Source organism: Rhodococcus sp. 5A-K4 (assembly GCF_046097995.1).
GTDB lineage: Bacteria > Actinomycetota > Actinomycetes > Mycobacteriales > Mycobacteriaceae > Rhodococcus_F > Rhodococcus_F erythropolis.
In genome coordinates, this window is the sequence record NZ_JBJURM010000003.1 from 312,146 (window position 1) to 334,926 (window position 22,781).

Annotated in this window: 27 protein-coding genes; 10 read left to right on the forward strand and 17 right to left on the reverse strand. The window is 61.3% G+C overall.

Features of this window, described 5'->3' with window-relative positions; genetic code table 11:
• Positions 1-59: 59 nt before the first annotated feature.
• The 5 genes from ACKAMS_RS06105 to ACKAMS_RS06125 all read right to left on the reverse strand — a co-directional run bounded on the left by ACKAMS_RS06105 (position 60) and on the right by ACKAMS_RS06125 (position 3,137).
• Entirely contained in the window at positions 60-392 is a 333-nt protein-coding gene (locus tag ACKAMS_RS06105; RefSeq protein ID WP_003940071.1) for a CD225/dispanin family protein, read from the reverse strand.
• Between the two features lie 72 nt (positions 393-464).
• Entirely contained in the window at positions 465-992 is a 528-nt protein-coding gene (locus tag ACKAMS_RS06110) for a hemerythrin domain-containing protein (protein ID WP_408988754.1), read from the reverse strand.
• Positions 989-1,555 (reverse strand): FMN reductase, encoded by a 567-nt coding sequence (gene msuE, locus ACKAMS_RS06115; protein WP_019745144.1) that lies wholly within the window; start codon positions 1,553-1,555, stop codon positions 989-991. Before msuE ends, ACKAMS_RS06110 begins: the two co-directional genes overlap by 4 nt.
• Before the next feature lie 8 nt (positions 1,556-1,563).
• A complete protein-coding gene (locus ACKAMS_RS06120; RefSeq protein ID WP_021332078.1) occupies positions 1,564-2,622 on the reverse strand; it encodes an LLM class flavin-dependent oxidoreductase in 1,059 nt (352 codons plus the stop codon).
• 11 nt (positions 2,623-2,633) lie between these two features.
• Positions 2,634-3,137 (reverse strand): MarR family winged helix-turn-helix transcriptional regulator, encoded by a 504-nt coding sequence (locus ACKAMS_RS06125; RefSeq protein ID WP_042952835.1) that lies wholly within the window; start codon positions 3,135-3,137, stop codon positions 2,634-2,636.
• A gap of 158 nt (positions 3,138-3,295) precedes the next feature.
• Between ACKAMS_RS06125 and ACKAMS_RS06130 the strand changes: the two genes are divergently transcribed.
• The gene (locus tag ACKAMS_RS06130) at positions 3,296-4,606 is read left to right on the forward strand and encodes a DUF222 domain-containing protein (RefSeq protein ID WP_408988755.1); all 1,311 of its coding nucleotides are present in this window, start codon (positions 3,296-3,298) and stop codon (positions 4,604-4,606) included.
• Between the two features lie 91 nt (positions 4,607-4,697).
• Here ACKAMS_RS06130 and ACKAMS_RS06135 read toward each other — a convergent pair whose 3' ends face one another.
• Positions 4,698-5,660, reverse strand: coding sequence for a GGDEF domain-containing protein (locus ACKAMS_RS06135; RefSeq protein ID WP_408988756.1), 963 nt, complete (start codon positions 5,658-5,660; stop codon positions 4,698-4,700).
• Positions 5,661-5,835: 175 nt separating this feature from the next.
• Here ACKAMS_RS06135 and ACKAMS_RS06140 point away from each other — a divergent pair, with 175 nt between their 5' ends.
• Entirely contained in the window at positions 5,836-7,101 is a 1,266-nt protein-coding gene (locus ACKAMS_RS06140; protein ID WP_408988757.1) for a vWA domain-containing protein, read from the forward strand.
• Between the two features lies 1 nt (position 7,102).
• On the opposite strand, the gene ACKAMS_RS06145 is transcribed toward ACKAMS_RS06140, so the two are convergent.
• From ACKAMS_RS06145 to ACKAMS_RS06160, 4 genes are all read right to left on the reverse strand, one after another.
• Positions 7,103-8,194: an alpha/beta fold hydrolase gene (locus ACKAMS_RS06145; protein ID WP_029256148.1), complete on the reverse strand. Its 1,092-nt coding sequence runs from the start codon at positions 8,192-8,194 to the stop codon at positions 7,103-7,105.
• 170 nt (positions 8,195-8,364) lie between these two features.
• On the reverse strand, positions 8,365-8,991 hold the full coding sequence (locus ACKAMS_RS06150; RefSeq protein WP_003940303.1) for a superoxide dismutase: 627 nt from the start codon (positions 8,989-8,991) through the stop codon (positions 8,365-8,367).
• A complete protein-coding gene (locus ACKAMS_RS06155; protein ID WP_070795745.1) occupies positions 8,984-9,556 on the reverse strand; it encodes a flavin reductase in 573 nt (190 codons plus the stop codon). The genes ACKAMS_RS06150 and ACKAMS_RS06155 overlap by 8 nt, the downstream gene beginning before the upstream one ends.
• A gap of 105 nt (positions 9,557-9,661) precedes the next feature.
• Complete coding sequence (locus ACKAMS_RS06160; protein WP_290283528.1) at positions 9,662-10,507, reverse strand: LLM class F420-dependent oxidoreductase; 846 nt, start codon at positions 10,505-10,507, stop codon at positions 9,662-9,664.
• A gap of 88 nt (positions 10,508-10,595) precedes the next feature.
• Between ACKAMS_RS06160 and ACKAMS_RS06165 the strand changes: the two genes are divergently transcribed.
• From ACKAMS_RS06165 to ACKAMS_RS06185, 5 genes are all read left to right on the forward strand, one after another.
• Positions 10,596-11,507: a bifunctional 2-polyprenyl-6-hydroxyphenol methylase/3-demethylubiquinol 3-O-methyltransferase UbiG gene (locus ACKAMS_RS06165; protein ID WP_041815219.1), complete on the forward strand. Its 912-nt coding sequence runs from the start codon at positions 10,596-10,598 to the stop codon at positions 11,505-11,507.
• 244 nt (positions 11,508-11,751) lie between these two features.
• Positions 11,752-12,609 carry an ABC transporter permease gene (locus tag ACKAMS_RS06170; protein ID WP_020970648.1) on the forward strand — a complete coding sequence of 286 codons (858 nt, stop codon included), beginning with the start codon at positions 11,752-11,754 and terminating at the stop codon, positions 12,607-12,609.
• Complete coding sequence (locus ACKAMS_RS06175) at positions 12,606-13,721, forward strand: aliphatic sulfonate ABC transporter substrate-binding protein (protein ID WP_408988758.1); 1,116 nt, start codon at positions 12,606-12,608, stop codon at positions 13,719-13,721. Before ACKAMS_RS06170 ends, ACKAMS_RS06175 begins: the two co-directional genes overlap by 4 nt.
• Positions 13,705-14,532 (forward strand): ABC transporter ATP-binding protein, encoded by an 828-nt coding sequence (locus tag ACKAMS_RS06180; RefSeq protein ID WP_408988759.1) that lies wholly within the window; start codon positions 13,705-13,707, stop codon positions 14,530-14,532. The genes ACKAMS_RS06175 and ACKAMS_RS06180 overlap by 17 nt, the downstream gene beginning before the upstream one ends.
• 81 nt (positions 14,533-14,613) lie before the next feature.
• Positions 14,614-14,841: a hypothetical protein gene (locus tag ACKAMS_RS06185; RefSeq protein WP_021345436.1), complete on the forward strand. Its 228-nt coding sequence runs from the start codon at positions 14,614-14,616 to the stop codon at positions 14,839-14,841.
• A 23-nt stretch (positions 14,842-14,864) separates the two neighbouring features.
• Here the strand turns inward: ACKAMS_RS06185 and ACKAMS_RS06190 are convergent, their stop codons facing one another.
• From ACKAMS_RS06190 to ACKAMS_RS06215, 6 genes are all read right to left on the reverse strand, one after another.
• A complete protein-coding gene (locus ACKAMS_RS06190; protein WP_019745129.1) occupies positions 14,865-15,053 on the reverse strand; it encodes a helix-turn-helix transcriptional regulator in 189 nt (62 codons plus the stop codon).
• Complete coding sequence (locus ACKAMS_RS06195) at positions 15,053-15,463, reverse strand: hypothetical protein (RefSeq protein WP_020970646.1); 411 nt, start codon at positions 15,461-15,463, stop codon at positions 15,053-15,055. Before ACKAMS_RS06195 ends, ACKAMS_RS06190 begins: the two co-directional genes overlap by 1 nt.
• Positions 15,464-15,553: 90 nt before the next feature.
• A complete protein-coding gene (locus ACKAMS_RS06200) occupies positions 15,554-16,072 on the reverse strand; it encodes a GNAT family N-acetyltransferase (RefSeq protein ID WP_408988760.1) in 519 nt (172 codons plus the stop codon).
• 19 nt (positions 16,073-16,091) lie between these two features.
• Positions 16,092-16,970 carry an SDR family oxidoreductase gene (locus ACKAMS_RS06205; protein WP_092764284.1) on the reverse strand — a complete coding sequence of 293 codons (879 nt, stop codon included), beginning with the start codon at positions 16,968-16,970 and terminating at the stop codon, positions 16,092-16,094.
• Positions 16,967-18,523 carry a flavin-containing monooxygenase gene (locus tag ACKAMS_RS06210; RefSeq protein WP_408988761.1) on the reverse strand — a complete coding sequence of 519 codons (1,557 nt, stop codon included), beginning with the start codon at positions 18,521-18,523 and terminating at the stop codon, positions 16,967-16,969. The genes ACKAMS_RS06205 and ACKAMS_RS06210 overlap by 4 nt, the downstream gene beginning before the upstream one ends.
• 13 nt (positions 18,524-18,536) lie before the next feature.
• Positions 18,537-19,532 (reverse strand): patatin-like phospholipase family protein, encoded by a 996-nt coding sequence (locus ACKAMS_RS06215; protein WP_019745125.1) that lies wholly within the window; start codon positions 19,530-19,532, stop codon positions 18,537-18,539.
• Between the two features lie 130 nt (positions 19,533-19,662).
• Here ACKAMS_RS06215 and ACKAMS_RS06220 point away from each other — a divergent pair, with 130 nt between their 5' ends.
• Complete coding sequence (locus ACKAMS_RS06220; protein WP_019745124.1) at positions 19,663-20,253, forward strand: TetR/AcrR family transcriptional regulator; 591 nt, start codon at positions 19,663-19,665, stop codon at positions 20,251-20,253.
• Here the strand turns inward: ACKAMS_RS06220 and ACKAMS_RS06225 are convergent.
• Entirely contained in the window at positions 20,189-21,313 is a 1,125-nt protein-coding gene (locus ACKAMS_RS06225; RefSeq protein ID WP_317830520.1) for an alpha/beta hydrolase, read from the reverse strand. The two genes, ACKAMS_RS06220 and ACKAMS_RS06225, sit on opposite strands and share 65 nt — an antisense overlap.
• A 19-nt stretch (positions 21,314-21,332) precedes the next feature.
• On the opposite strand from ACKAMS_RS06225, the gene ACKAMS_RS06230 reads away from it, so the two are divergent.
• Together ACKAMS_RS06230 and ACKAMS_RS06235 are read left to right on the forward strand one after the other, a co-directional pair.
• Positions 21,333-22,097, forward strand: a complete 765-nt coding sequence (locus tag ACKAMS_RS06230) for an MBL fold metallo-hydrolase (RefSeq protein ID WP_069145665.1) — start codon at positions 21,333-21,335, stop codon at positions 22,095-22,097.
• Positions 22,094-22,741 carry an alpha/beta fold hydrolase gene (locus tag ACKAMS_RS06235; RefSeq protein ID WP_069145666.1) on the forward strand — a complete coding sequence of 216 codons (648 nt, stop codon included), beginning with the start codon at positions 22,094-22,096 and terminating at the stop codon, positions 22,739-22,741. The genes ACKAMS_RS06230 and ACKAMS_RS06235 overlap by 4 nt, the downstream gene beginning before the upstream one ends.
• Positions 22,742-22,781 lie beyond the last annotated feature (40 nt).

A 22,781-nucleotide genomic window follows, 5' to 3' on the forward strand; every position in this document is an offset into this window, starting at 1 on the left:
TTCGGCGGTGTTGTTGTTGCGGTGTTGTTGTTGCGGTGTTGTTGTTTCAGGGTGGTTGTTCAGCGCATACGTCGCGGCCCGTAATCGTGGCCACCGTTGGCGAACCACACGATTGCCGCAATCGCGTACAGGATGCAGACCAGGAGTAGTAGCCCGCCTGCGATCCACAGCGAGATCTGACCGAGTCGTTTCACTCGATCGGACGCGTACCGCGACCCGGCCACATCGCCGTCGGCCCACAGCGGATACACGTTGAAGGCGTGCGTGAAAGCGGAGAAGGAGAGCGGCCAGAAGAACAGCAGCGAGACCACTGCCCAACCCGCATTGACGGGCGGTCGAATCGGGTGCTGAGGAACGGATTGCTGGACGGTGGGTTGATCCGGGTTGGTCATGGGGGCTCCTGACATGAGGTGGCCCTTTCGACGCTACTGCGATGGAGCTGAAGAATCACTGAGTGTGCACGATCAGCCGTAATGCCAGTCGCGATCCATCCGTCGGAAGTACGGAAAGAGTGTGGCCTCCTCGAAATCGAGGTGCGACTGCATATGATCCGCCAATTCGGAGATTGCGGTTTGTGCCCGATTGACCGTGGAGGATTCGGTGCTCAGCGCGAGTGACGCACGCTTGGCTTCCGACACGATCTCCCCGACAAGCTTGTGTTCTGCCTGCAGTCGTTCGACCGCAGGGGCCAACTCGGGAAAGTTCCTGGTCATTACCGGGAACATACGTTGATCTTCGATGGTGTGGTGCAGAGTCAGCGTTTTGCAGTAGAAGTCGCAGTTGACCCGTAGTTGCCAGACGAAATCCGCGATCGTCAGATTGTCGATCATTTCGGGTATCCGAGTCAGATCGGTGGTTTCGTCCGACAACAGTTGCAGGGCATTCTCGAGTACCTCGATATCGGCTCGCAGAGGTTCGTGAACCTGACGTAGCTGTTCGATCATCCTCAGACCGGCAACTGTTGCCGTGTTGTGTGAATGAGGGGCGTTCACGTCAGCGCAACTCGATCCCGCTCCGCGAGCATCCTCGCTACCGGCAGGACGTCCTTCGCTGCCATCTCGATACGTTCGAATACCTCGGGGTTGAGGATAGTCGTTCCGTCGAAATCACCTGAGCTGAGATAGATCCCGACCGGAGCGGTCAGCGCTTGGAAGAAAGCGAACAGTGGCCGCAGGGCATGGTCCAACACGAGAGCATGGCGGTCGCTGCCACCTGTCGCAGCAAGAATCACCGGAGTGTTGGCAAGCGCGTACTGGTCCACGAGATCGAAGAAATGCTTGAACATTCCCGTGTACGAGCCGCGGAACACCGGTGACGCCGCGATGACGATATCGGCGGACTCGACTGCTGCCAGCGCTTCGGCGGTCACTGAGTCGACGTGATCGCGATCCAGAGCAGATGCAAGACCTGGAATCAGATCCACGATCTCGAAAACTCGTGTGTCGATCTGCTCGAAGTCTCCCAAGGTTTCGACGATCAGGTCGACGAGGGCACGAGTCTTGGAGGGTTTTTGGAGGTTGCCGACAACGGCAACAATTTTGAGCGGTGTGCTCATCGAAACTCCTATTTTTGGGACGATTTCAGTGATTCGATTTCCTTACGCACAACGGGGGCTACTTCGGTGCCGAGGATCTCGATCGCACGCAGCATGTCCTTCTGTGGCACGTTGCCGAACCCCATCTGGATCATGATGCGGTCATGATGGAACAGTTCGTACTGCGCCATCGTCTTGTCGATGATTTCCTGCGGGCCGCCGAGGAAGAACGCACCCGCGGTGGTTGCCTGCGCTTCGTATGCCCTGCGCGGCATGGGAACTCCGTTTCCCCGCTGATGATGATTCTGCATCCACCCGGCCTGGAAGTACGGGTACGACGTGTCGAGTGCTGTTTGCTTCGAGGTATCGACAAATCCTGGCGAAGCAATCGAGACCGCCAGCTTCTTCGGATCGTGTCCGAACTCCGCTGCAGCCCTGCGGTATAGATCGACGAACGGTTCGAACTGTTGGTAGCTTCCGCCGATGATGGCAAGCGAGAGGGGCAGGCCCAGTTTCGCGGCACGGACGACAGAGGCCGGAGTACCTCCGACTGCGATCCACACCGGAATCTGACGGTCCGGGCGGGGCGTCACGTCACCGTCGATCAGTGGTGCGCGAAGTTGTCCTTCCCAGTTGATCGGGTTCTCGTCGCGCAGTTTCAGTAGTAGATCGAGCTTTTCGGCGAAGAGCTCGTTGTACTGGGACAGGTCGTACCCGAAAAGCGGAAATGACTCCGTGTACGAACCTCGGCCGGCAATGATCTCGGCACGGCCTTCGGAAAGCAGGTCAACTGTCGCGAACTGTTGGAACACACGGACGGGATCGTCGGAACTGAGTACAGTTACGGCGCTGGACAGCTTGATGTTGTCGGTAGCCTGAGCCATTGCCGCGAGCACAACTGCAGGGGCTGAGACTGCGAAGTCGGTGCGATGGTGCTCGCCGACGCCGAAGACATCGAGTCCAACCTGATCGGCAACGGTTGCCTGCTCCACCAAATGGCGAAGGTGGACACCGGGATTCATCATCGCGCCGGTGGTGGGATCTGGGGTGAGTTCACCGAAATGGTAGACGCCCAATTCGAAAGCCATGTTGTTTCTCGCTATCTGTTCGTGGGGGTGATGGAAAGTTGTTCTACGTGCGCATCGCATGCGCCGCCTTGATTCGTGTGATGTGCGGCAAGTCGGGAGAAGAAGCGTTCGAGTGCCGGAAGCTCCTCGGTTTCAATGAGATCAGAGAAGTATTCGGCGATCCCTCGCGTGTGTATGGCGGACGCTTTTCGAAGCGTCTTCTTGCCCGCAGGCGTCATCGACACCGTCACGACGCGTCGATCGTTGTCCGGTCGAACGCGCTCTGCCAGTCCTGCCTCGACCAATCGATCGACGACGCGCGTCACGCCACTGGTGGTGACCAGGACCAGTTCGGCCAGATCGCCCATTCGGATCGTGTTTCCCGGCGCTTCGTGCAGTCGGAGCAGAACGTCGTACTGGCCAAGGGTGAGCCCGGTGGTGGTTCGAAGGTCCGCCTCCATCTTGCCGAGGATGACGCTGTGGCTGACCACTAGGTCACGCCAGACGGAACCGCGTCGACGTTCATCGGTAGTCATCGGTGACAGCCTCCATTTATTTGCGCTCGCAAGTATTGCTTACTCAAATAATACGCCTGGATCGATCGAACTATTCCCCGCTCTCATTTGTGCTGGTAGCAAGGTATTGACTCGAACACGTGTTCGAGTATTGTTTGGGGTGGGGATCGGGGGATTCAATGAGTGTTCTGTTGTCGGATGTGGTGTCTGGTTCTGCGGTGGGGTTGCGCGGACGCCTGTGGCGGTTGTCTGCTGCGGAGTTGCGTGCTGCTGCCATCGAGGCGAGTGCGGAGATTCTTCGTCTCGAGGCTGTTCGTGTGGCGGTGGTGGACGAACTCTCGATGCGTCCTGATGATCAGGTGATTGCGAGCCGCGGGGTGGGTTGCTGGTTGGCGGCGAATACGATGCTGCAGGTTCGGGACGGGAAGAAGATCGCCGCCCTGGGTGCTGCGCTTCGGCCTTTTCCGGCGGTGGCTGCTCGATTCGATGACGGGGACTGCTCGTTCGAGCACGCGGTGTTGATCGTGGCGTTCTGCGAGTCACCACCAAAGGGCATGCCTGACGAAGCGCTACCGAAGTGCATCGATTTGTTGTTGGCTGCCGCTTCCGGAGTGGAGGCCACGACCACGAAAGTGCGAAACGTCATCGCGACCTTGGAGCGCATTTTCGAATCGGATGAGATTCCGCCCGCCGAGGATGTGGATCGGAATGAGTTGCGGATCGCGTCGACGTTGAATGGTCGGGTGGTGGTGCGCGGTGATTTCGACGCTCTCACCGGCGAAATGTTGTTGTCGGCGTTGTCGAATCTGACGATGCCCACCCCGGCACCCGATGGAACCCCGGATTCTCGGTCCGCAGCGAAGCGGACCGCGGACGGGTTCACCGAACTGATCCGCCGGTATTTGGATTGCGCGAAGACCGGTACGGATGGTGGTCAGCGGCCGCATGTGAACGTGCACATCAATGCTCGTGATTTGGCTGAGCATCGGGGTTGTGCCGCACAGTCTTCGGATTCGGGTGATGACGGCTCACTGGAGCCGGCCGATCTTGATGTCGGTCACATGCCGTGGCTCGGGCCGCTGTCGGTATCGCAGACCAGACTCCTTGGGTGCGATTGTTTCCTGTCCACCGTACTGCTCGACGGTCACGGGGCGCCGCTCGATGCGAAACCCGGGAAACGGTTGGTCACCGCGGAGCAGCGAGTGGCGCTGATCGCGAGAGACAAGGGTTGCGCCTTCCCGGGCTGCACATGTGTGCCCGCGTGGACCGATGCACACCACATCCGGCACTGGGCCAACGGCGGCCCGACTGTGATGAACAACCTTGTCCTGCTGTGCCGTTCACATCACCGGTTGATGCACCGCAAAGCCGGGTTCGTCGGGAAATGGGAAATCCGCATCGGGGTCGACAACAAACCCTGGTTCATCCCGCCGACCTCGATCGACCCGCAGCAGCACCCGCGGCCGGCGAACACCACCTTCAAAACCTGAGGTAGTACTCCTCGGGCACAACAGAACACGGGCCAGCACCGCATCGAAGGGATCCTCCGATGCGGTGCCAACAGGCCGTGGGGGAGTCGAATCAGTGCTTCGAGCGCTTGTGGCGGTACATCTCGGCATCGGCCGTATCCCAAGTCTCGGAAAGGCTTTGGAACATGGAAAAGTCGGCTCGGCCGATCGAACAACAGACGTCGGCATTCCGGAACGCCTTCTCCAAACACTCGACCAGGTAGTCGACGGCGCGCGGCTGTGTATCGAGCAAAGCGATTCCGAACTCGTCTCCGCCCAACCGTGAAACCACCGCACCAGGGTGCGCGCATGCTGCCAAGATCTTGCCGGCCCGTTGAACATATTCGTCACCCGCGGCGTGACCGAGTTCGTCGTTGATGGTCTTCATGCCGTCCAGATCGACGATGATGATAGATCCCGGATCGGCGAATTGGCGGTACCGAGTTTGCTCGGCCTCGAGGATGCGGTTCCACCCGCGCCGATTGAGAAGACCTGTCAGCGGGTCGGTCTCGGCATCGAGTTGCGCAGTTTCGGCCAGTCGCACTGACTGCGCGCGCTGATAGTCGACATCGAGAATGGTTCCGAGGAGTCGGCACAGGAGAGTGAGGAGGGCCAGGTTGTCCTCGAGTACGGAGTCGCCCGTAATCGGGTCGGCGCCACACAGAGTGCCGAAGAGACTGCCGTCGTTGTGAAGGATTGGGATGCTGACGTATGCGCCTATGCCTTCCCACCTGTCATCTCGGGAAAGTGCAGGTACGAGTGCGCGATTCGATGAGACTGGCGGCGCATTTCCGAGGACTACCTCGCTGCACATGGTGTTTTGCCAAGTACGGGTCTCGCCGACTTCGATGTGAAGTGGGTTGGGTGAGACGGTGAGAAAGATTTGATTCGACCCGTCGAACCGCGTGATCGACCACAGTGCCAGCGGAAGATATTCGTCGAGGTAGGACACGACCGAGCGACTTGCATCGTCGAAATTCGTCAGTGGTGGCAGGAGTGGCAGCATCGGGATGGTGCGCGCCTGGCCGTGCGGCATTTGGTGACCTCCTGATCGACCCTAAGATTCTGTCGATGTTCAGGCTCTTGGTCCCGCGTGCGACAAATCTTCCACGAACAGTCTGCCTCGAGAATCCTGTCGATTGCTGAAAGTGTGCTGTGATTCTTCCGACCGCGGGGCCGTTGATTCTTTGGTGGCCCGCTAATCTTCCGGTATGGAGCTGGCGCGTGGAGCGAACACAGTCGTTGACGGAACTTCGCTGAAGGTGGCGGTGAACGGTAGCGCCCCGGGCACGGTGGACCTGATGGTGTTCCAGCTCGACGAACGGAACAAGGTGCGGAACGACGCAGATTTTGTCTTCTTCAATCAGCCGGTGTCGCCCGAAGGTGCGGTGCGCTTGGAGTCCGGCGGCGTCATCGAAATCGACATTGCGAGGTTGCCCGCCGACATCCACCAGCTGAGTGTTGCCGTGGCGCTTGATGCGGCGGCAAACGGAACCCTTTCTGCTGTCGGGGGCCTTGGTGTCGTGGTGGAGCAGGCTGGTTCCACCGCTATCGTGGCTCAGGCTTTGGGTTTGACGAGTGAGAGGGCAGCGGTCCTCGTCGAGATCTATCGCCGCGGCACGGACTGGAAGGTTCGGAACGTTTCGGCGGGTTGGGACAGCGGATTGGCAGATCTGGTCACTGCATTCGGAGTCTCGGTCGACGAGGAACCGCAGAGCCGACCCGACTCGGCTGAATCGGCAGATGGCATTCGGACCGTGCCCGACGAAGCCAAACTCTCGATGGTGAAGCGGGAAAAGCTGGACCTCCGAAAGCGCGAAGTGGCCAAGGTCCTGCTGACCAAGGGTGGCAACGGAATTTGGGCGCGAGTGGTCCTGGTGATCGACAAAACCGGAAGTATGGCCAAGCAGTACCGCACCAGAGTGGTGCATCGTGTTGTCGAACGCATGGTTCCCGTTGCGATCCAGCTCGATGACGACGGCAAGCTGGAGCCGTACTTGTATGCAGTCAGCTTCGTCAAGCTTCCCGAGATCTCTGTCCATGACGCGGAAGAGTGGTCGGATACCTACCTGCACTTGCGCGGCTCGCACGGCGGATTCAACTATGACAAGATCGGCGCCGCAAATCGTGAAGTGCCGATCATGACTGAGATTCTCTCCGGCCTGACACGTGGTTCGGCGCCGACGCTCGTCCTGTTCTTCACCGACGGAGGCTTCAGCGAGCGCAAGGAAATCACGAAATTGATGCGCGAAGCGTCTGGGCTCCCGGCCTTTTGGCAGTTCGTCGGAATCGGCAAGGCCAACTACGGAGTGCTGGAGAAGCTCGACGACCTCGACGGCAGGGTGGTCGACAATGCCGGATTCTTCGCGCTGGACGACATCGACACCGTCGACGACGCCCAGTTGTACACCCGTTTGCTGAGTGAATTCCCGGATTGGCACAAGGCAGCTGTAGCCGCGGGCATCACGACGCCGTGATTTAGCTGGTCGAAACCAACTGCGGTGCATTCTCTTTCAAGAATTCGTCGATGTGCGCCCAGGTGGAGTCTCTCGCGGTGGGGCCGGCAACGAGCCCGAGGTGACTTCCCGGCGCCTTCTCGAACCGGACCGACGGCGCGCCGGTGAGGACCGACGTGATTGCTTCCACCGAAGCGATGGGTGCAATCACGTCAGTGGTGCCGCCGATCGCGAGAACGGGAACGCTCAGAGCTGACAGTTTGATCTCGCGTCCGGCAAGCGTGACGGCGTCGTTGTAGAGATTGTTGCCGAGCATGAGTTGTTCGCAGATCTGCTGAAATGCCTTGCCCGGGTATCCAGGCATGGCTGCCATGAACTTGTCTATCGATTCCATGCGAGCCAGGGTCTCGGTGTTGTGAAGATTGCGGACGATGAACCATGGCTTGAGGACTTCACGCTGCAACGCCGTCACCTTGTAACTCGCCTGAACGAGTGGAGCAGGTAGTCCGCCGACCAGATTGGTCGCGGAGGTGAGCGGGGTGTCGCCCGTGTATTTGCCGATCAGCCTCAACGGGCTGATAGCGGGAATCTTCGTGTAATCGATTGGCGTGCCGATTGCCGTGATCGATGCGATCGGAAGGTCGGAGTGAGCGGAGCCCGTGAGCAGAGACATGGTCCCGCCGAGGCTCCACCCGATCAGCGAAACAGGTGCGCCGTCATGTAGGTCCGAGATCGTACGGATCGCTTCCGGGATGATGTCGTCGACCCAGGCCTCGAAACCCATTCCGCGGTCGGAGTACCGCATGGTCCCGTAGTCGAGGAGGTAGGGCGTGTTTGCGCCATCCAGTAGGTGTGCGGCGAGGCTCTGGCCTGCACGAAGGTCGTAGCAGTCGGCTGAAACCGCGAGGGGAGGTACGAGGAGAACCGGATTGCCTCTGGGCGTCCACAATGCGCCGAAGCGATATAGATCGCGGTGTAGACCTTCGCTGATCAGTACCGACGGCGTGCGTTCGGCCTTTTCGACACCGTCGCCGAACGAGAGTCCCCATGCATTGCGCGCTGCGGTGTCCAGCGTCGGACGCCACGTCGCGATCAAACCACTGATATCGAGCACTGGTTCCCCTCGGAGTCGAATCGGCGGACGGCCGAGTCAGCCGCGCTCGGTGTATGTTACCTGCCTTCACATACATCGATCTCGGGGGTGCAAAAACCCAGCTCGGCAACGGAGCCACCGTGCCGAGCTGGGCTGATCGGGGTGATATGGCAGTGATCGGGCGGGGACGATCAGGCGGGGACGATCAAGCCGGTCGAGGCTGTGGCCGTCGCGTATCGCTGTGCAACGTCTTCCCAGTTGATGACGTTCCAGTAGGCCTTCACGTAGTCGGCCTTGACGTTCTTGTACTGCAGGTAGAAGGCGTGCTCCCACATGTCGAGCATGAGCAACGGAACGATACCGATGCTGATGTTGCCTTGCTGGTCGGTGAGTTGCTCGATGACCAGGCGCTGCCCGACCGTGTCGTAGGCCAGTACCGCCCAGCCGGACCCCTGCAAAGTCGTTGCTACAGCGGAGAAGTGGTTGACGAATGCGTCGAAGGTACCGAAGTGCTCGTCGATCGCGGCTGCCAACTCGCCTTCTGGTCGCTCACCGCCGTTGGGGGAGAGGTTCTTCCAGAAGATCGAGTGATTGGTGTGGCCGCCGAGGTGGAAGGCGAGGTTCTTACTGAGCAGCGGCGCCTTCGCGGTGATCGTGCCGTCTTCGCGTGCAGCAGCCAACTGCTCGATTGCGCTGTTGGCGCCCGCCACGTACGTGGCGTGGTGCTTGCTGTGGTGCAGTTCCATGATCTCGCCGGAGATGTGCGGTTCGAGTGCGGCGTAGTCGTAGTCCAGCTCGGGGAGAACGTATTCAGTCATGTGACATGCCTTCCTTTGAGGAAATGTTGTGAGACGAGAGATTTCGATAGGTTCGATCGTGATAGACGAGCGGCGCTGACACGTGCTGCGGATCGATGACGTCGACGACGCGCGCGGTGACAATCACTGCGGAGCCACACGTCGTGGCATTCAAGGGAACCGCCCGCAAGGCGTGGCCCGTGCCGTGCAGGAATGGTTCACCCGTCGACAGAAACGACCAGCGCATGTCGTCTCCGAAGCGGACAGCGCCGCGGGTCGCGAACGTGGCCGCCAGTCGCGCGTTCGCCGAATTTGCCAGGTGAACAACAAAACTGCTTGCGGAAGCAATGACGCTCGCAGAACCACGCAACGACTGCAGTGAGAACGCCAGAACTGCCGGATCGGCGCTGATCGAGATCACCGAAGACGACGTGATGCCGGCCGGGCCGTCATCGCCCGTCGCGGTGATGATCGAGACGCCGGCGGGATGATTTCGGAATGCCTCGACGAATGCGCTTCGGATGGACGGCGCCGAATCAACAGCGACGTCCGAAACAGGTTGGGTGCCAACCAGTTTTGTCGTCACACTTAGCACCTCTTCTGACTCGGGTTTTGCTGTCGTTGCACTGTCTTGTGCAATACCGACGTTAAAACCTCGAGTGCAGTTGAGGTCAAGGTGCTGTGGCGGACCTCACCGTCCGAGCTTGGCTGCCAGACGTTCCATGTATCCGACCACCTCTTCGGGGCTCTTGTCCGGAGTGCCGAACATCGCCTCCGTGACACCGATATCTACCCAGTGGGCGAGCTTCTCCGGATCGGGTTTGCCTGCCAGGACGGTTATTTCAGGCTCGCCGACTCTACCTGCTTCGGCCCAGATCTTTCGGAGCAGTTCCACGTTTCCGTCGATCTCCTGCTCGATGGGTGTGGTGATCCACCCGTCGGCAGACTTTGCGATCCACTTGAAAGTCTTCTCGTTACCGCCACCGCCCAAGAGGATGGGCGGACGGGGCTTCTGAACTGGCTTGGGCCAGGCCCAACTTGGCCCGTACTTCACGAATTGGCCGTCGTACGAAGCTTCTTCCTTCGACCACAGTTCACCCATGGCTTCGAGATACTCGCGGAGTGCGGTCCGGCGTTTGTTGGGCGGTACGCCGTGGTCGGCGAGTTCCTCTGCATTCCAGCCGAATCCGACGCCGAAAACCACGCGTCCGCCGGAAAGATGGTCCAGCGATGCGATGGTTTTCGCGAGAGTGATCGGATCGTGCTCGAGGGGGAGGGCCACCGAGGTGCCCAATCGGATGGTGCTCGTGACCGACGCGGCGGTGCCGAGGGCAACCCAGGGGTCGAGTGTGCGCATGTAACGGTCGTCGGGCAATTCTGCCGACTGGGTTCCGGGGTGATCGGAATCCCTCGATACGGGGATGTGAGTGTGCTCCGGAACGTAGAAGGCGTCGAATCCATTCGCCTCCGCAGCCTTTGCTGCATCGGCAGGGCGGATGCCGCGATCACTGGTGAACAGGCTGAGTCCGTAGCGCACTGGTTCTCCTTCGATGGTCCGTCGAAAAACTGTAACCTGTTGCATCTTCGTTCGGATAGGTTTCCAGCCCAGTAAATCGATTGCTGACGTGACCGGAGGCGTGGTGAACTCGGGCGGAGTTGTTGTGGGCCGAGAGGTGGATGCAGTAGAGATGGATGTAGCGGAGATGAATCGGTTGTCGTGGAATGCAGCGACCGTCGCTCACAACAGTCACAAAGGTGACCAAGCACAGTTCTTTCGCAACGGCGGGTCGACCTTGTTTCCGGAAGAAGTGGCGCTGCTCGGCGAGATCGACGGTTCCTCGATTCTTCATCTGCAGTGCAATTCCGGTCAGGATTCGTTGAGTTTGGCTGCTCTCGGTGCCGCGGTGACCGGCGTCGACATCTCGGATTCTGCGATCGACTTCGCCCGAACATTGTCTGCGGAATCCGGCATTGCCGCCGATTTCGAGCGAGCGGATGTATCTGCGTGGCTCCGAGATGCCGGCGCTACCGGGAGGAAGTTCGATCGAGTCTTCTCTTCGTACGGAACGGTGATCTGGTTACCCGATCTCGACGAGTGGGCCGAGGGGATTGCCGGTGTTCTGGCGCCGAACGGTCGATTCGTTCTGGTGGAGTTTCATCCGTTTGCCATGTGTTTCGACGAGAAGTGGTCGCTGACATACCCGTACGGAGGCGGGACTCCCGTGACCGAACCCGGTGGCGTCGGCGACTACGTGGCAGATTCAGCCGATCTCGTCTTGCCGGGCGCTCAGGGAGACGGAGTCGAGAACTTCGAAAATCCCTTCCCTTCATGTGAATTCAACTGGTCCATCGCCGAGGTGCTCGGCGCCCTGCGGCGTGCCGGATTGACGCTCGAGTCCTTCGACGAGTACCCGTACGCCAACGGTTGGCAAGGATTCGAGGAGATGGCAGAACTCGGCGGCAAGCGTTGGGGAGTCCCGGCCGGACGACCAGAGATACCGCTGATGTATTCGCTGTCTGTTCGCTTGGCCGACTGACGCCTATTTCCCCCGCATTTGCGGGTAATTGCAGACACAGGTAGTAATTACCCCCATGCCCACGACGCCACTGACACGACGCATCGCCGTCGACCTGTGCCGTCTTGGTGCCAACTGCTGTTGCTGTTGATTCCTTCCGACTCTCCTGAGTGAGAATGGCGCCGCTCTGTGTGCCTTCGCCCCTGCATATGCGCTCGTTGCTGCATGTGTGCCGGAATTTTCCGTACGTCGAGGAAGAACAGCGATGTCGACTCCTGTCGAAGCAATAGAACCAACATCAGTCGCGGAACCGAACCGTGAGCCGCGTCGGCCGTGGACTTCGAGTGTGACCACTGTCGGACTGCCGGTGCTTTCCGTGATCGCATTCTTGGCCTTGTGGCAGGTCGCCGCGGCGAGCGGCACCTGGAGTGAGACCTTCGTGCCCTTTCCGAGCACGGTCTGGCATGCCTTCGTCAACACGATGACCACGCACGACGGAGTGCGTGGCTACCAGGGGTATTTGCTCTGGGAGCACCTCTACATGACGCTGCGACGGGTGCTGGTCGGTGTGATCATCGGCGTCGGCTTGGGCGTGATCTTAGGTTTGGCAATGGGATCGGTGACATGGCTGCGGAGCCTGCTCGAACCGTGGTTGACCTTCCTGCGGGCACTGCCGCCCTTGGCGTACTTCTTCCTGCTGGTGATCTGGCTGGGAATCGACGAGGCGCCGAAGATCACGCTTCTGGCGCTGGCTGCCCTCCCGCCGGCAGCAGTGGCCACCACAGCTGCTGTTGTCGCGGCACCCGTCGGGCTGGTCGAAGCTGCCAGGGCGCTGGGAGCCTCACGGGCACAAGTGATCCGAGACGTGGTTGTCCCGTCGGCGCTGCCTGAAACTTTCACGGGCATTCGCTTGTCGGTGGGTATGGCGTACTCGTCAGTTGTCGCGGCCGAATTGTTCAACGGCATCCCCGGAATCGGCGGAATGGTCAAGGATGCAAGCAATTACAACAACACTCCGGTAGTGCTGGTGGGGATCTTCGCCATCGGATTCTCCGGTTTGATCATCGACGGACTGTTGCGGGCTGCTGAGCGCCGCGCCGTTCCCTGGAGGGGAAAAGTATGACCGACAATGAGATATATGGCAGCATTTCCGAGCCCAGCGGCAATCTGAAGCGCAACAGCAATCCGAACCGCAACGAGGGAAGGGCTTCCCGGACGGCGTTCACGGTGCTGATCGGCGTTCTTGCCCTTGTTCTCGGTGCGTGCTCGGTGGATCATTCGGGCCAGGATTCGTCCAAGGAAACGATCCGTATCGCTTACCAGTCGTTCCCGAGCGGCGACTTGATAGTCAAGAACAATCGCTGGCTCGAAGACGCACTGCCCGAGTACAACGTGAAGTGGACGAAGTTCGATTCGGGAGCCGACATCAACACCGCCTTCATCGCCGGTGAAATCGATTTCGGCGCAATCGGTTCGAGTCCGGTTGCTCGTGGCCTCTCGGCACCGCTGAACATTCCGTACCAGGTCGCGTTTGTTCTCGACGTGGCCGGCGACAACGAAGCCCTGGTGGCGCGCAACGCAACCGGAATCAAGACCGTCGCAGATCTGCGTGGCAAGAAAGTGGCCACGGCATTCGCCTCGACCGCGCACTACAGTCTGCTGGCAGCACTGAACCAGGCCGGACTCAGTGCTGACGACGTCCAGTTGGTGGATCTCCAGCCGCAAGCATCCCTCGCTGCCTGGCAGCGAGGTGACATCGATGCCGTCTACACCTGGTTGCCCACGCTCGACGAACTCCGTAAGGACGGAACACAGTTGATCGCCAGCCGCGAGCTCGCGACGGCTGGAAAGCCGACACTCGATCTTGGTGTGGTGTCGACCGCGTTTGCCAAGGATCACCCCGAGATCGTCGATACCTGGCGCCAGGTTCAGGCCCGCGCGCTCACGACAATCGCCACAGACCCGGACGCGGCAGCGGAAGCTGTTGCCGCGCAATTGGGCGCCTCGAAGGACGACGCGGCAGCGCAGCTGAAGCAGGGAGTGTTCCTCACTCCCGAGCAGATCTCCTCGCCGGAATGGCTGGGCACCGAAGGCGCTCCCGGGAATCTGGCAGTGAACCTGCAGAGTGCAGCGCAATTCCTGGCCGAGCAGAAGCAGATCGACAGTGTGCCTGATCTGGCGGTCTTTCAGAATGCTCTCTATGTGAAGGGGCTTCCCGATGTCCTTGACCAGTAGCGAGACCGCACAGCAGGCCGCGGGAGGATTCGCTGCCGACCGCCCGGGCGCGATCCGAATCGACACCGTCTCGCACAAGTACGGCCACGGTCGAGAGTCCGTCACGGCACTCGGGCCGGTATCGATCGACGTCACACCTGGTGAGTTTCTGGTCCTCGTCGGAGCGTCGGGTTGCGGCAAGAGCACGTTGCTGCGGCTGATTGCAGGTTTCGAAAATCCTTCCAGTGGAACAGTTCAGGTATCAGGATCCGACCCGATTCCCGGGTCGAGTGCCGGCGTGGTGTTTCAGCAACCACGACTGTTTCCGTGGAAATCGGTGGGCGGCAACATCGATCTGGCACTCAAATATGCCGGGGTGACGAAGAGCGAACGCGGGCGAAGGCGCGACGAGCTTCTCGACCGCGTCGGTCTGGGCGGCACAGCGGACCGGCGTATCTGGGAAATCTCCGGCGGGCAGCAGCAGCGGGTGGCAATTGCCCGGGCCTTGGCGGCCGAAACGTCGTTGCTGTTGCTGGACGAGCCCTTTGCCGCATTGGACGCCCTCACTCGCGAGCGTCTGCAGGAGGACCTCCGCAGTGTCAGTGCCGAATCGGGGCGAACAAGTGTCTTCGTCACTCACAGTGCCGACGAGGCGGCCTTTCTCGGCTCCCGCGTCGTAGTTCTGACAAGCCGGCCCGGCAAGGTCGCGCTGGACCTGAAAATCGATCTGCCACGAACCGGCGTCGATCCCGACGATCTCCGAGGCTCACCCGAATACGCGGCATTCCGAGCCGAAGTCGGCCATGCGGTCAAGGTTGCTGCTGCAGCGTAGGTACCCTGCGCGTCGACTGCCAGGTGGCCGCGTCGATAATAGGAAGGAGAACGTGCAGGACACGACGAACAAGGAGTGGTCATGGCAACTGAGGTGGAGTCCGGTGACCTCGTGCAGGCAGCCGGCCATGCGGGTCCGTGGACGGTAGTCGAAGTTCGCCAGGGCATGGCGTTGCTCGAACACAGTGACGGGCACAGGTTGTCGCGTCGAACGACGACGTTGACCGTCGTCCGCAAGGGCTCGGGCAAGAAGACGACGGCGGTCGACGACGGGAAAGACGAAAACGGGTCGCCTACCCTGTTCGACTGATCTTCTGTCAGCCCGAGACGGCGTCAGCTGGAGAAGACGTCGTCGACGCGTTTGTCGAAGTACTCGGCGATTCGGAACGCCAGCGACAGACGCGGGTCGAAGTGGCCCTTCTCGATCGAGATGACGGTTTGGCGCGTGATTCCGAGTGCGTCGGCGCACGCTTGCTGTGACAATCCGGCTGCCGTACGAAGTTCTTGAAGGTTGTTGCGCATCAGATCTCGATCGTGGGGGCGCGGTCCCTCGACACCGCCCAGTACCGAATTCCGAAGTCGACCAGGCCGAGGGCAGTGAAGATCAGGAGCGGCAGTTCGGGAGCGCCGAAGACATTGTGCGCGATCAGCGCGATTCCCATGGCAGTGATCAAGTCTGTGAACGCGCCGAATCCGGCCTTGCGACTCCATTCTGTTTCGACGGTGTCCTCGGGATAGGCGGGAGCCTTGTTCTTTTCCGATGGGAAAAGGGCCCATACCGATCCGATGCAAGCCGGCGCCATGACGATTGCGAAGACGACGAAGGTCAACGTCTTCTGGTCGCCGGCGGTCAGTGCTGCGAAAAAGCCGAGGGTCAGCGTTACTGCGACGCCGATGCCGATAACCAGGCTCCACCGTGCCGTGGTGCTCATGAAGCCTCCCGGATGTAAGAGTTCTTTGACAGGGTTGAGCGTAGATTCACGCACGCCGTATGTCAAAGAACTCTTACATCGCGCTCCGGGTCACGCGATTCCGAAAGGCGCTGCGTATGAAAACTTCCCCGTCCGATCAGCGCGATGTGTGGTGAGCGTTCTGATCTGAAAGTGAGCGCCCCACTCAGCTTCCGGAGACTCCACTCCGACGTCCGTGCTGGTGACGAATCCGAACCGCGGGTAGTACTCGGTGCTGCCCAAGAGTGCGATCAGCGGCACGTCCAGGGCGTCGCACGCGCCGACCACCGCGTGCATCAGTGCCGAACCAACCCCGCTGCGCTGGTTACCCGGGGTGACAGCCAGCGGGCCGAGGCCAACAGCCTCCACGGGACCTACCCATCCGCGTGTCCCGATCACGAAGCCGACGATCTCACCGCCGGCTACGGCGACCAGCGACAACTTCGGTAAGTAGTCGTCCGAGGCGAAGAGTTGGCGTGTCAGTTCGATCTCGTAGGGAGTCTCGCCGGGCGGTGCCTGGTCGGCAAACGCCGCCCCGAGCAGTGAATAGATGGCGTCACGGTCGGAAGAAGTTTCGCGGCGGATGTACATGGCCACGAAACTACCCGGTTCACTTCGGATTGTGCTCCCCGTTTTCGGCCTGACGTGCCACTCGCTTTTCGTAGTCCGCACGCCCGTTCGGATCTACCGATGTCAGTGCGCGGCGATCATCGATCACCCGGCGGCCGATGTTGATGATCCATTCGGGGACCAGTGCGTCGACGAGATCCCAGCCCGCAAGGTAACGGGGAACTGCAGTTTCGGCTCGCCGATGCGCGACCGTGTCGACGACGGCCTTGGCCACTACCTCGGGCTCAACCGTCGGCATTCCCTTTCCGAGTGGCACGCCTGACGAGAGGCCGGTCCGCACCGCGCTGGGCAGGATCGCGCTGACGCTGACCCCGGAATCTGCGAATTCGACACGGGCAGAAGCCGAAAGACCCACTGCGCCGAACTTGCTGGCGTTGTACACGGCCATCCCGGGTACCGGAAGTTTGCCTGCCATCGATGCGATGTTGACGACGTGCCCGCGTCGTCGATCCACCATGCCGGGCAACACGGCGCGCATCCCGTGAATAGGCCCCCAGATGTTGACGTCGAGGGTGACTCGACTGGTGGCGTCGGACTCGTCGAGGAAGCTGCCGAGCGGCATCACTCCCGCGTTGTTGACGAGAATGTCGATGTGGCCGAATTCGCCGATCACCTTGGAGGCGAACACATCCCAGGAATCGCGCGAGGTGACGTCCAGCAGGTAACCGCGGGCACGTGGGCCGATGGACTCCGCTGTGTCGACGGCCGTCTCCTCGTCGAGATCGCCGACGCATACGAGTGCACCGCGAGCAGCGAACAACTTGGCTGTCGCCCTTCCGATTCCGCGGCCACCGCCCGAGATGACGACGACCGCTCCGTCGAGATCGATCGGCGGGTAGGTGGTGCCGAAGAGGCTCATGCGGTGTACTCCGGTTCCGGACTGGTGGTGGGCTCGGATGGCGTGGGTTCGGATGGCGTGGGTTCAGGGGGCGTGTTGTCTGACTCAGGGTTCGACGTGTGGTTGTAGGCATACGGATCGAAGTCCCGTAGCCGTCGACGCATGGCACCGGACGACCACGGCCAGTTGAAACTGTTGCGGCCGTTGACGTCGAAGAAGTAGCTTTCGCAACCACCGGCGTTGTAGACCGTGGTCCCCAATGCCTCCTGAACCTGAGAGTTGAAGGCTGCCTGAACTTCCTCTCGCACGTCGATGGTCAGCCAGCCGTGACGACGGGCGTGGCCGATTGCCTGCGCCACATAGTTCAGTTGGGCTTCCAAGATCATGAACGCCGACGTGTGCCCGGTGCCGAGGCTCGGGCCCAGCAGAATGAACGCGTTGGGGAATCCACTGACGGCGGAACCGAAGTACGCCTGCGGGCTTCCCTGCCAATGATCGTCGAGTGATCGACCTTCTCCGTCGAATACCTTGGATGCGATTGGCATGTCGAGGATGTGGAAGCCGGTTCCGAAGATGATGGCGTCCACCTCCGCCTCCACTCCGTCGGCGCCGATCACGGTGTTACCGCGGATCTGCTCGACGGCGTTGGCATGGACGCTGACGTTGGGTTTGCCGAGGGCCGGATAGTACGAGTTCGACATGAGCAGTCGCTTGCAACCGAGGGTGTAATCGGGAGTCAATGCCTTGCGCAGCTTCGGATCGCGTACCTGCAGGCGCAATTGGGCTGACCCGAGTTTCTGCACGATTCGCAGAATCCACGGATTACGGAATCCCAATCCGAGCGCTTCCATGATTCCGTATTCGATGCTGCGCAAGGCTTTCTGTGCTCCCGGCACGAATCGCATGACGGACCTTTCGATCCGCGGTACGTAGTGATCGGGTTTGGGAAGAACCCATTGAGCGGTTCGCTGGTAGAGGTGAAGGGCGGAGACCTGGGAGACGATGCGCGGAACGAACTGGACTGCCGACGCTCCGGTTCCTACGACGGCGACGCGTTTTCCGGTCAGGTCGTAGTCGTGATTCCACTGCGAGGAATGAAACACCTCTCCCTCGAACGCTTCCAGTCCGGGGATCGCCGGTGTCAGGGGTTCGTTCCATGGGCCGGCAGCGGCTATCACGAAGCGAGCAGTCAGTTCGCCGCTGGAAGTTGTTATCTTCCACAGTGATTGCGACGCATCCCATCGCGCGGAGAGCATTTCGACCCCGAAGCGAACGTGTTTGTCGACTCCGTGCGTGCCCGCCGTGTTCTCGATGTATTCGCGGATCTCCGGTTGCTCCGCGAACAAGCGCGTCCAATCCGGATTGGCGGCAAAGGAGTACGAGTACAGACCGGATGGAACATCACAGGCGCACCCGGGATAGGTGTTGGCGCGCCAGGTTCCACCGAGGGAGTCGGCCTTCTCGAGGAGTGCGAAGTTGTCGATTCCGAGACGCTGCAGGTGGATAGCCGCGCCGATTCCGGAAATTCCACCGCCGATGATCACGACCTCGAAGTGGTCAGATTCGTTGTTCACTGAGTCTGCGCTTTCACTGGTGGGAACGAGTGGGCTGGAACGGGTGCACATCGAGTTCGCGCTTGACGCTCGCACGTGTTGTACGCAGCGATGATTCGAAGGTGGCGAGCCGTCGGCGGCCGTCCATGAAGTTGGCGCCCATCACGGCAAGGTCGTCGTCGGTGGCATCGATTCGTATGACTCTGGTACCCGCGGAGCGGACCAGTTCGATCTCCTGATCGAGCCCCTTGGACATGGCATTGCGCAGTGCACCGCGTTCGATACGGGCGGCTCCGCGCGCCGGCCTCAGGGTTCGAGAAGCCATGGGCGCCAGTACAACCAGCTCGTCCAGTTGGAGGGGGAGCAGAAGGTCTACCGAAGCCGTGGATGCGGCGCCGCCGTCGATGTACCTGACGCCGTCGATCGTGACGGGTGGAAACCAGCCGGGAATCGCCCATGACGCTCGGAGTGCTTCACCGACGGTCACTTTCGGAGCCCCCTGTGCCCCGAATGCGACCCGTCGCCCCGTTCTGTAGTCCATGGATACCATGTACGCGTTCGGATGTGGGAGCCACGAATCGCCCGGAGCAAGTGATTCGGCGAGCGTAGTGAGCCAGGACGGGTCGCCGCCACCAACCGGTGCGATGCCGCTCATCCGGCTCAGAACCGGAAGGTCTCGACGCGTGAGGAGTCGTGGATTGCCGACGCCCAGTCTCGGAAGTGGCGGGAGCTTTCCGGGCGCCGACGCGATGTGGGTGAGGAGCTCGGGGCGTGCGGCGGCGTTGCCGAGTTGCATGGCAACCAACTCGTCGACACCGACTCCGCTGCCGAGCATCGTCACGAACTCGGCGCCGGCGGACGTCCCGATGATGGCTGTGGCTTCCCGTGGATCCCAGTCGAGCGCATCCCGGACCGAGGCGAGCGCGGCAACAGTCCAGGCAAAACCGAGAGTGCCGCCGCAGCCGATGGCCAAGCCGCGTCTCGGTGCGCTGTTTTGGCGCACGGTGGTACCGGTCACATCTGAAGTCATGTTTCGGAGACTATCAGTATCCGAATAACGTCGGTACCCCAAAAATTGGTTTCAGTACTCCACTCGACGACCGTTCGCGGTATTCGGCTACCGTGGGAATCTCGATACCGAGGACCACTGGGAGGTTCCGATGGCGCGATTGACCAGGCAGGAAGCGCAGGCGTTGACCCGCGAGACCCTGTTGGCGACGGCCGTCGAGCACTTTCTCGATCGCGGATACGCCGCGGCCTCTCTCGATCAGATCGCCGAGGACGCCGGGTACTCCAAGGGGGCGGTGTACTCGAATTTCAAGAACAAGGATGAATTGTGTGCCGAAGTTCTCGGCCGGATCAGGCTGACCAAGGTCGGTGAGATCACTGCGCAACTCGGGGCGAAATCGACCCTCGACGATGCGGTGGCTGAATTCGCGCGGTGGGCCGAGCGAACAATCGGGGACCAGAGGTGGACGCTGCTCGAGGTCGAGTTCTCGGTGAGATCGCGGCACAGCGAGGACATTCGGGAGAAGATCGCGGCGGGTGCAGACCAGGTGCGGGGACTGATCGCCGGACTGGTCCAACACCTCACGGAATCCAACGGGGTGACGCCGACGCTGGATCCGGACGCAGCCGCGCTGCGAATGCTCAGCGTCGGAATCGGTTTGGGGCTACAGCGCGCAATCAGCCCAGAGCTTCCCGTCGATCCGCTGGTGGATACGGTGCGGGAGATTCTGTCGGGCGGCTGAGGAGTGCGCGGAGCATGCCGCCGATCTCGGCGACCGCTGCACGGGATCCGGCACTGGGCCCCAGAACGTTGACGAAGCCGTGGATGAAGCCGGGATAGCGTCGATCCGTGACGTGAACACCGTTGTCTCGCAATCGTGCTGCGTACGCTTCGCCTTCGTCTCGGAGTGGATCGAATCCCGCCGTGATCACGATGGCTGGTGGCAGTCCGGCCACGTCGGGGGCGCGTAGCGGCGATACCAACGGGTCGAGTCGATCGGCATCCTTGCCGAGGAAGCTGGACTCGTAGAAGTTCATATTGGCCTCGGTCAGGAAGAAGCCTTCACCGAACGTCGTTCTCGAGGGAGCCTTCTCGTGAAAGTCGGTAGCGGGGTAGATCAACAGCTGTGCTGCCGGTGGGGTCTTGCCGTCGTCGCGGGCACGCAACGCCACCGTCGCGGACAGGTGCCCGCCCGCACTGTCTCCACCGACAGCGATGCGTGTCGGGTCTGCCCCGAACTCTTCGGCGTGGTCGACGATATCCTGGTACGCGGCATAGGCGTCGTCTACCGGTGTGGGGAAAGCGAATTCGGGTGAAAGCCGGTAGTCGACCGAGATGACCCGTGCGCCGGAGGTCTCGGCCAACAGGCGACACGGAGCGTCGTGGGATTCGATGCCGCCCTGTACCCAGCCGCCGCCGTGGAAGTAGACGAGCAGAGCGCCGGTGTCGGCAGTCGGAACGTAGAGCCGGGCGCGGAGCGGGCCGTCGGCACCCGAAACGGAGATCTCTTCGGTGCGGACCTGCGCGGGTCTGCCGCCCATCATGATCGCGGTTCGGGTGAGATTGGCGCGAGCAGCGGCGAGTGACTGGGGATCGGTGGAATGTGAGGGGAGTGGCCGCGTCTTCGCGAGCGTGAGCAGCAGGTGTGCGTCGGCGTCGAGCGTGTTGCCCTCGATGACGACGGGTGGCCCGGTGATTCGACGTTTCACCGCGCTGGGCAGCGCGAATGCGGCTGCTACCAAGGACGCTTCGGCGCGATCTCGAATGCTGCGGCTGCTGGCCTGCTTCACGGATTCCGACACGTGGCGCAGACTACCAAGCATGACTACTGCGGCACTGTCGATCACGCAGATCGAGAACACACATCTGGTTCGGTGCGGTCACGCCAATTGGGTCCTGGTCGAAGAGGGGGCCGATCTGACGTTGATCGACGGCGGATACCCGGCTAACGGCGCCGACGTCGAACGCTCGATCGAGCAGATCGGTCACCAGCTCGGGGATGTTCGGGCAATCCTCGTCACTCACGCGCATGTCGACCACATCGGTGGAATCGCGGACATCGTGACTCGGCTCGAGGTTCCGGTCCTGATGGATCCGTTGGAAGTGCCCCACGCGAAGCGGGAGTACCTGCAGCAGTTGTCGCCGGCCAAAGTTCCGTTGCTGTTGTGGCGGCGAGGCGCTCCGAAGTGGCTACGTGACGTGATCGGAGCGGGCGCGTTGAAAGGCGCGGAACTGCCTCGAGCACAGGCCTTTGCGTCAGGTGGTGCGCTGGACGTTCCCGGTCGGATCGTGCCGATTCCTACCCACGGGCATACCGACGGCCACAGCGCTTACCTTGTCCCCGAGGCAGGAGTCATCGCGTCGGGTGACGCTCTGGTGACCGGACATGCGACGTCGAGCGTCGCCGGACCACAATTTCTGGTGTGCCCCTTCAACCATGACCGTGGAGCGACGGACCAGGCGTTGGACAATATTGCCGCTGCGCCCGCCGGCGCGCTGTTTCCCGGACACGGGCCGGTCTACGAAGGCAGCTTGGCTGCCGCAGTCGAACAGGCCCGAGCGGGCCGGACAAGGATGCGTCCATGAGTACTGTCGAAACGGTCGACGAAGGCGCGGTGCACGGTTTCCTGCACCGCCCCGAGTCAGTGCCCGTCGCAACCCTGGCATTGACCCACGGCGCCGGAAGTAATTGCGACACTGTGCTGTTGCGTGCTGTCGCCGACGGCTTTGCTGCAGCAGGAGTGCAAGTTCTGCGCTTCGATCTCGCGTTTCGGGTGCGTCGAGCTTCGGGGCCGCCGCATCCGTCGCGTGCTGCGGAGGATCGTGCGGGCATTGCCGAGGTGATTGCCGCTGTTCGCTCGGACTACTCGGTGCCCGGACCCGTTCTGCTCGGCGGACATTCGTACGGCGGTCGGCAGGCGTCGATGCTGGCAGCGGAGAACCCGGGACTTGTCGACGGCCTGGTCCTGCTGTCCTATCCACTGCATCCACCGAAGAAGCCCGAGAAGCTCAGAACCGAACACCTGCCCGACCTGAACACACCGACCGTTGTCGTCCACGGATCGAAGGACGAGTTCGCGACGACGGAGGAGATACAGGCAGCACTCGACCTGGTTCCCGCCGCGACACGTCTGGTGGAGTTCGAAGGAGCGCGACACGACTTGTCCGTGGTGAAGTTTCCGGTGGTGGAGGCGACAGTCGCGGCCGCATCGGCTTTGTTCGTGTTCTGAACGCCGAGCGGGCAGTTGCCCGTGTCGGTGGTTCCTGGTG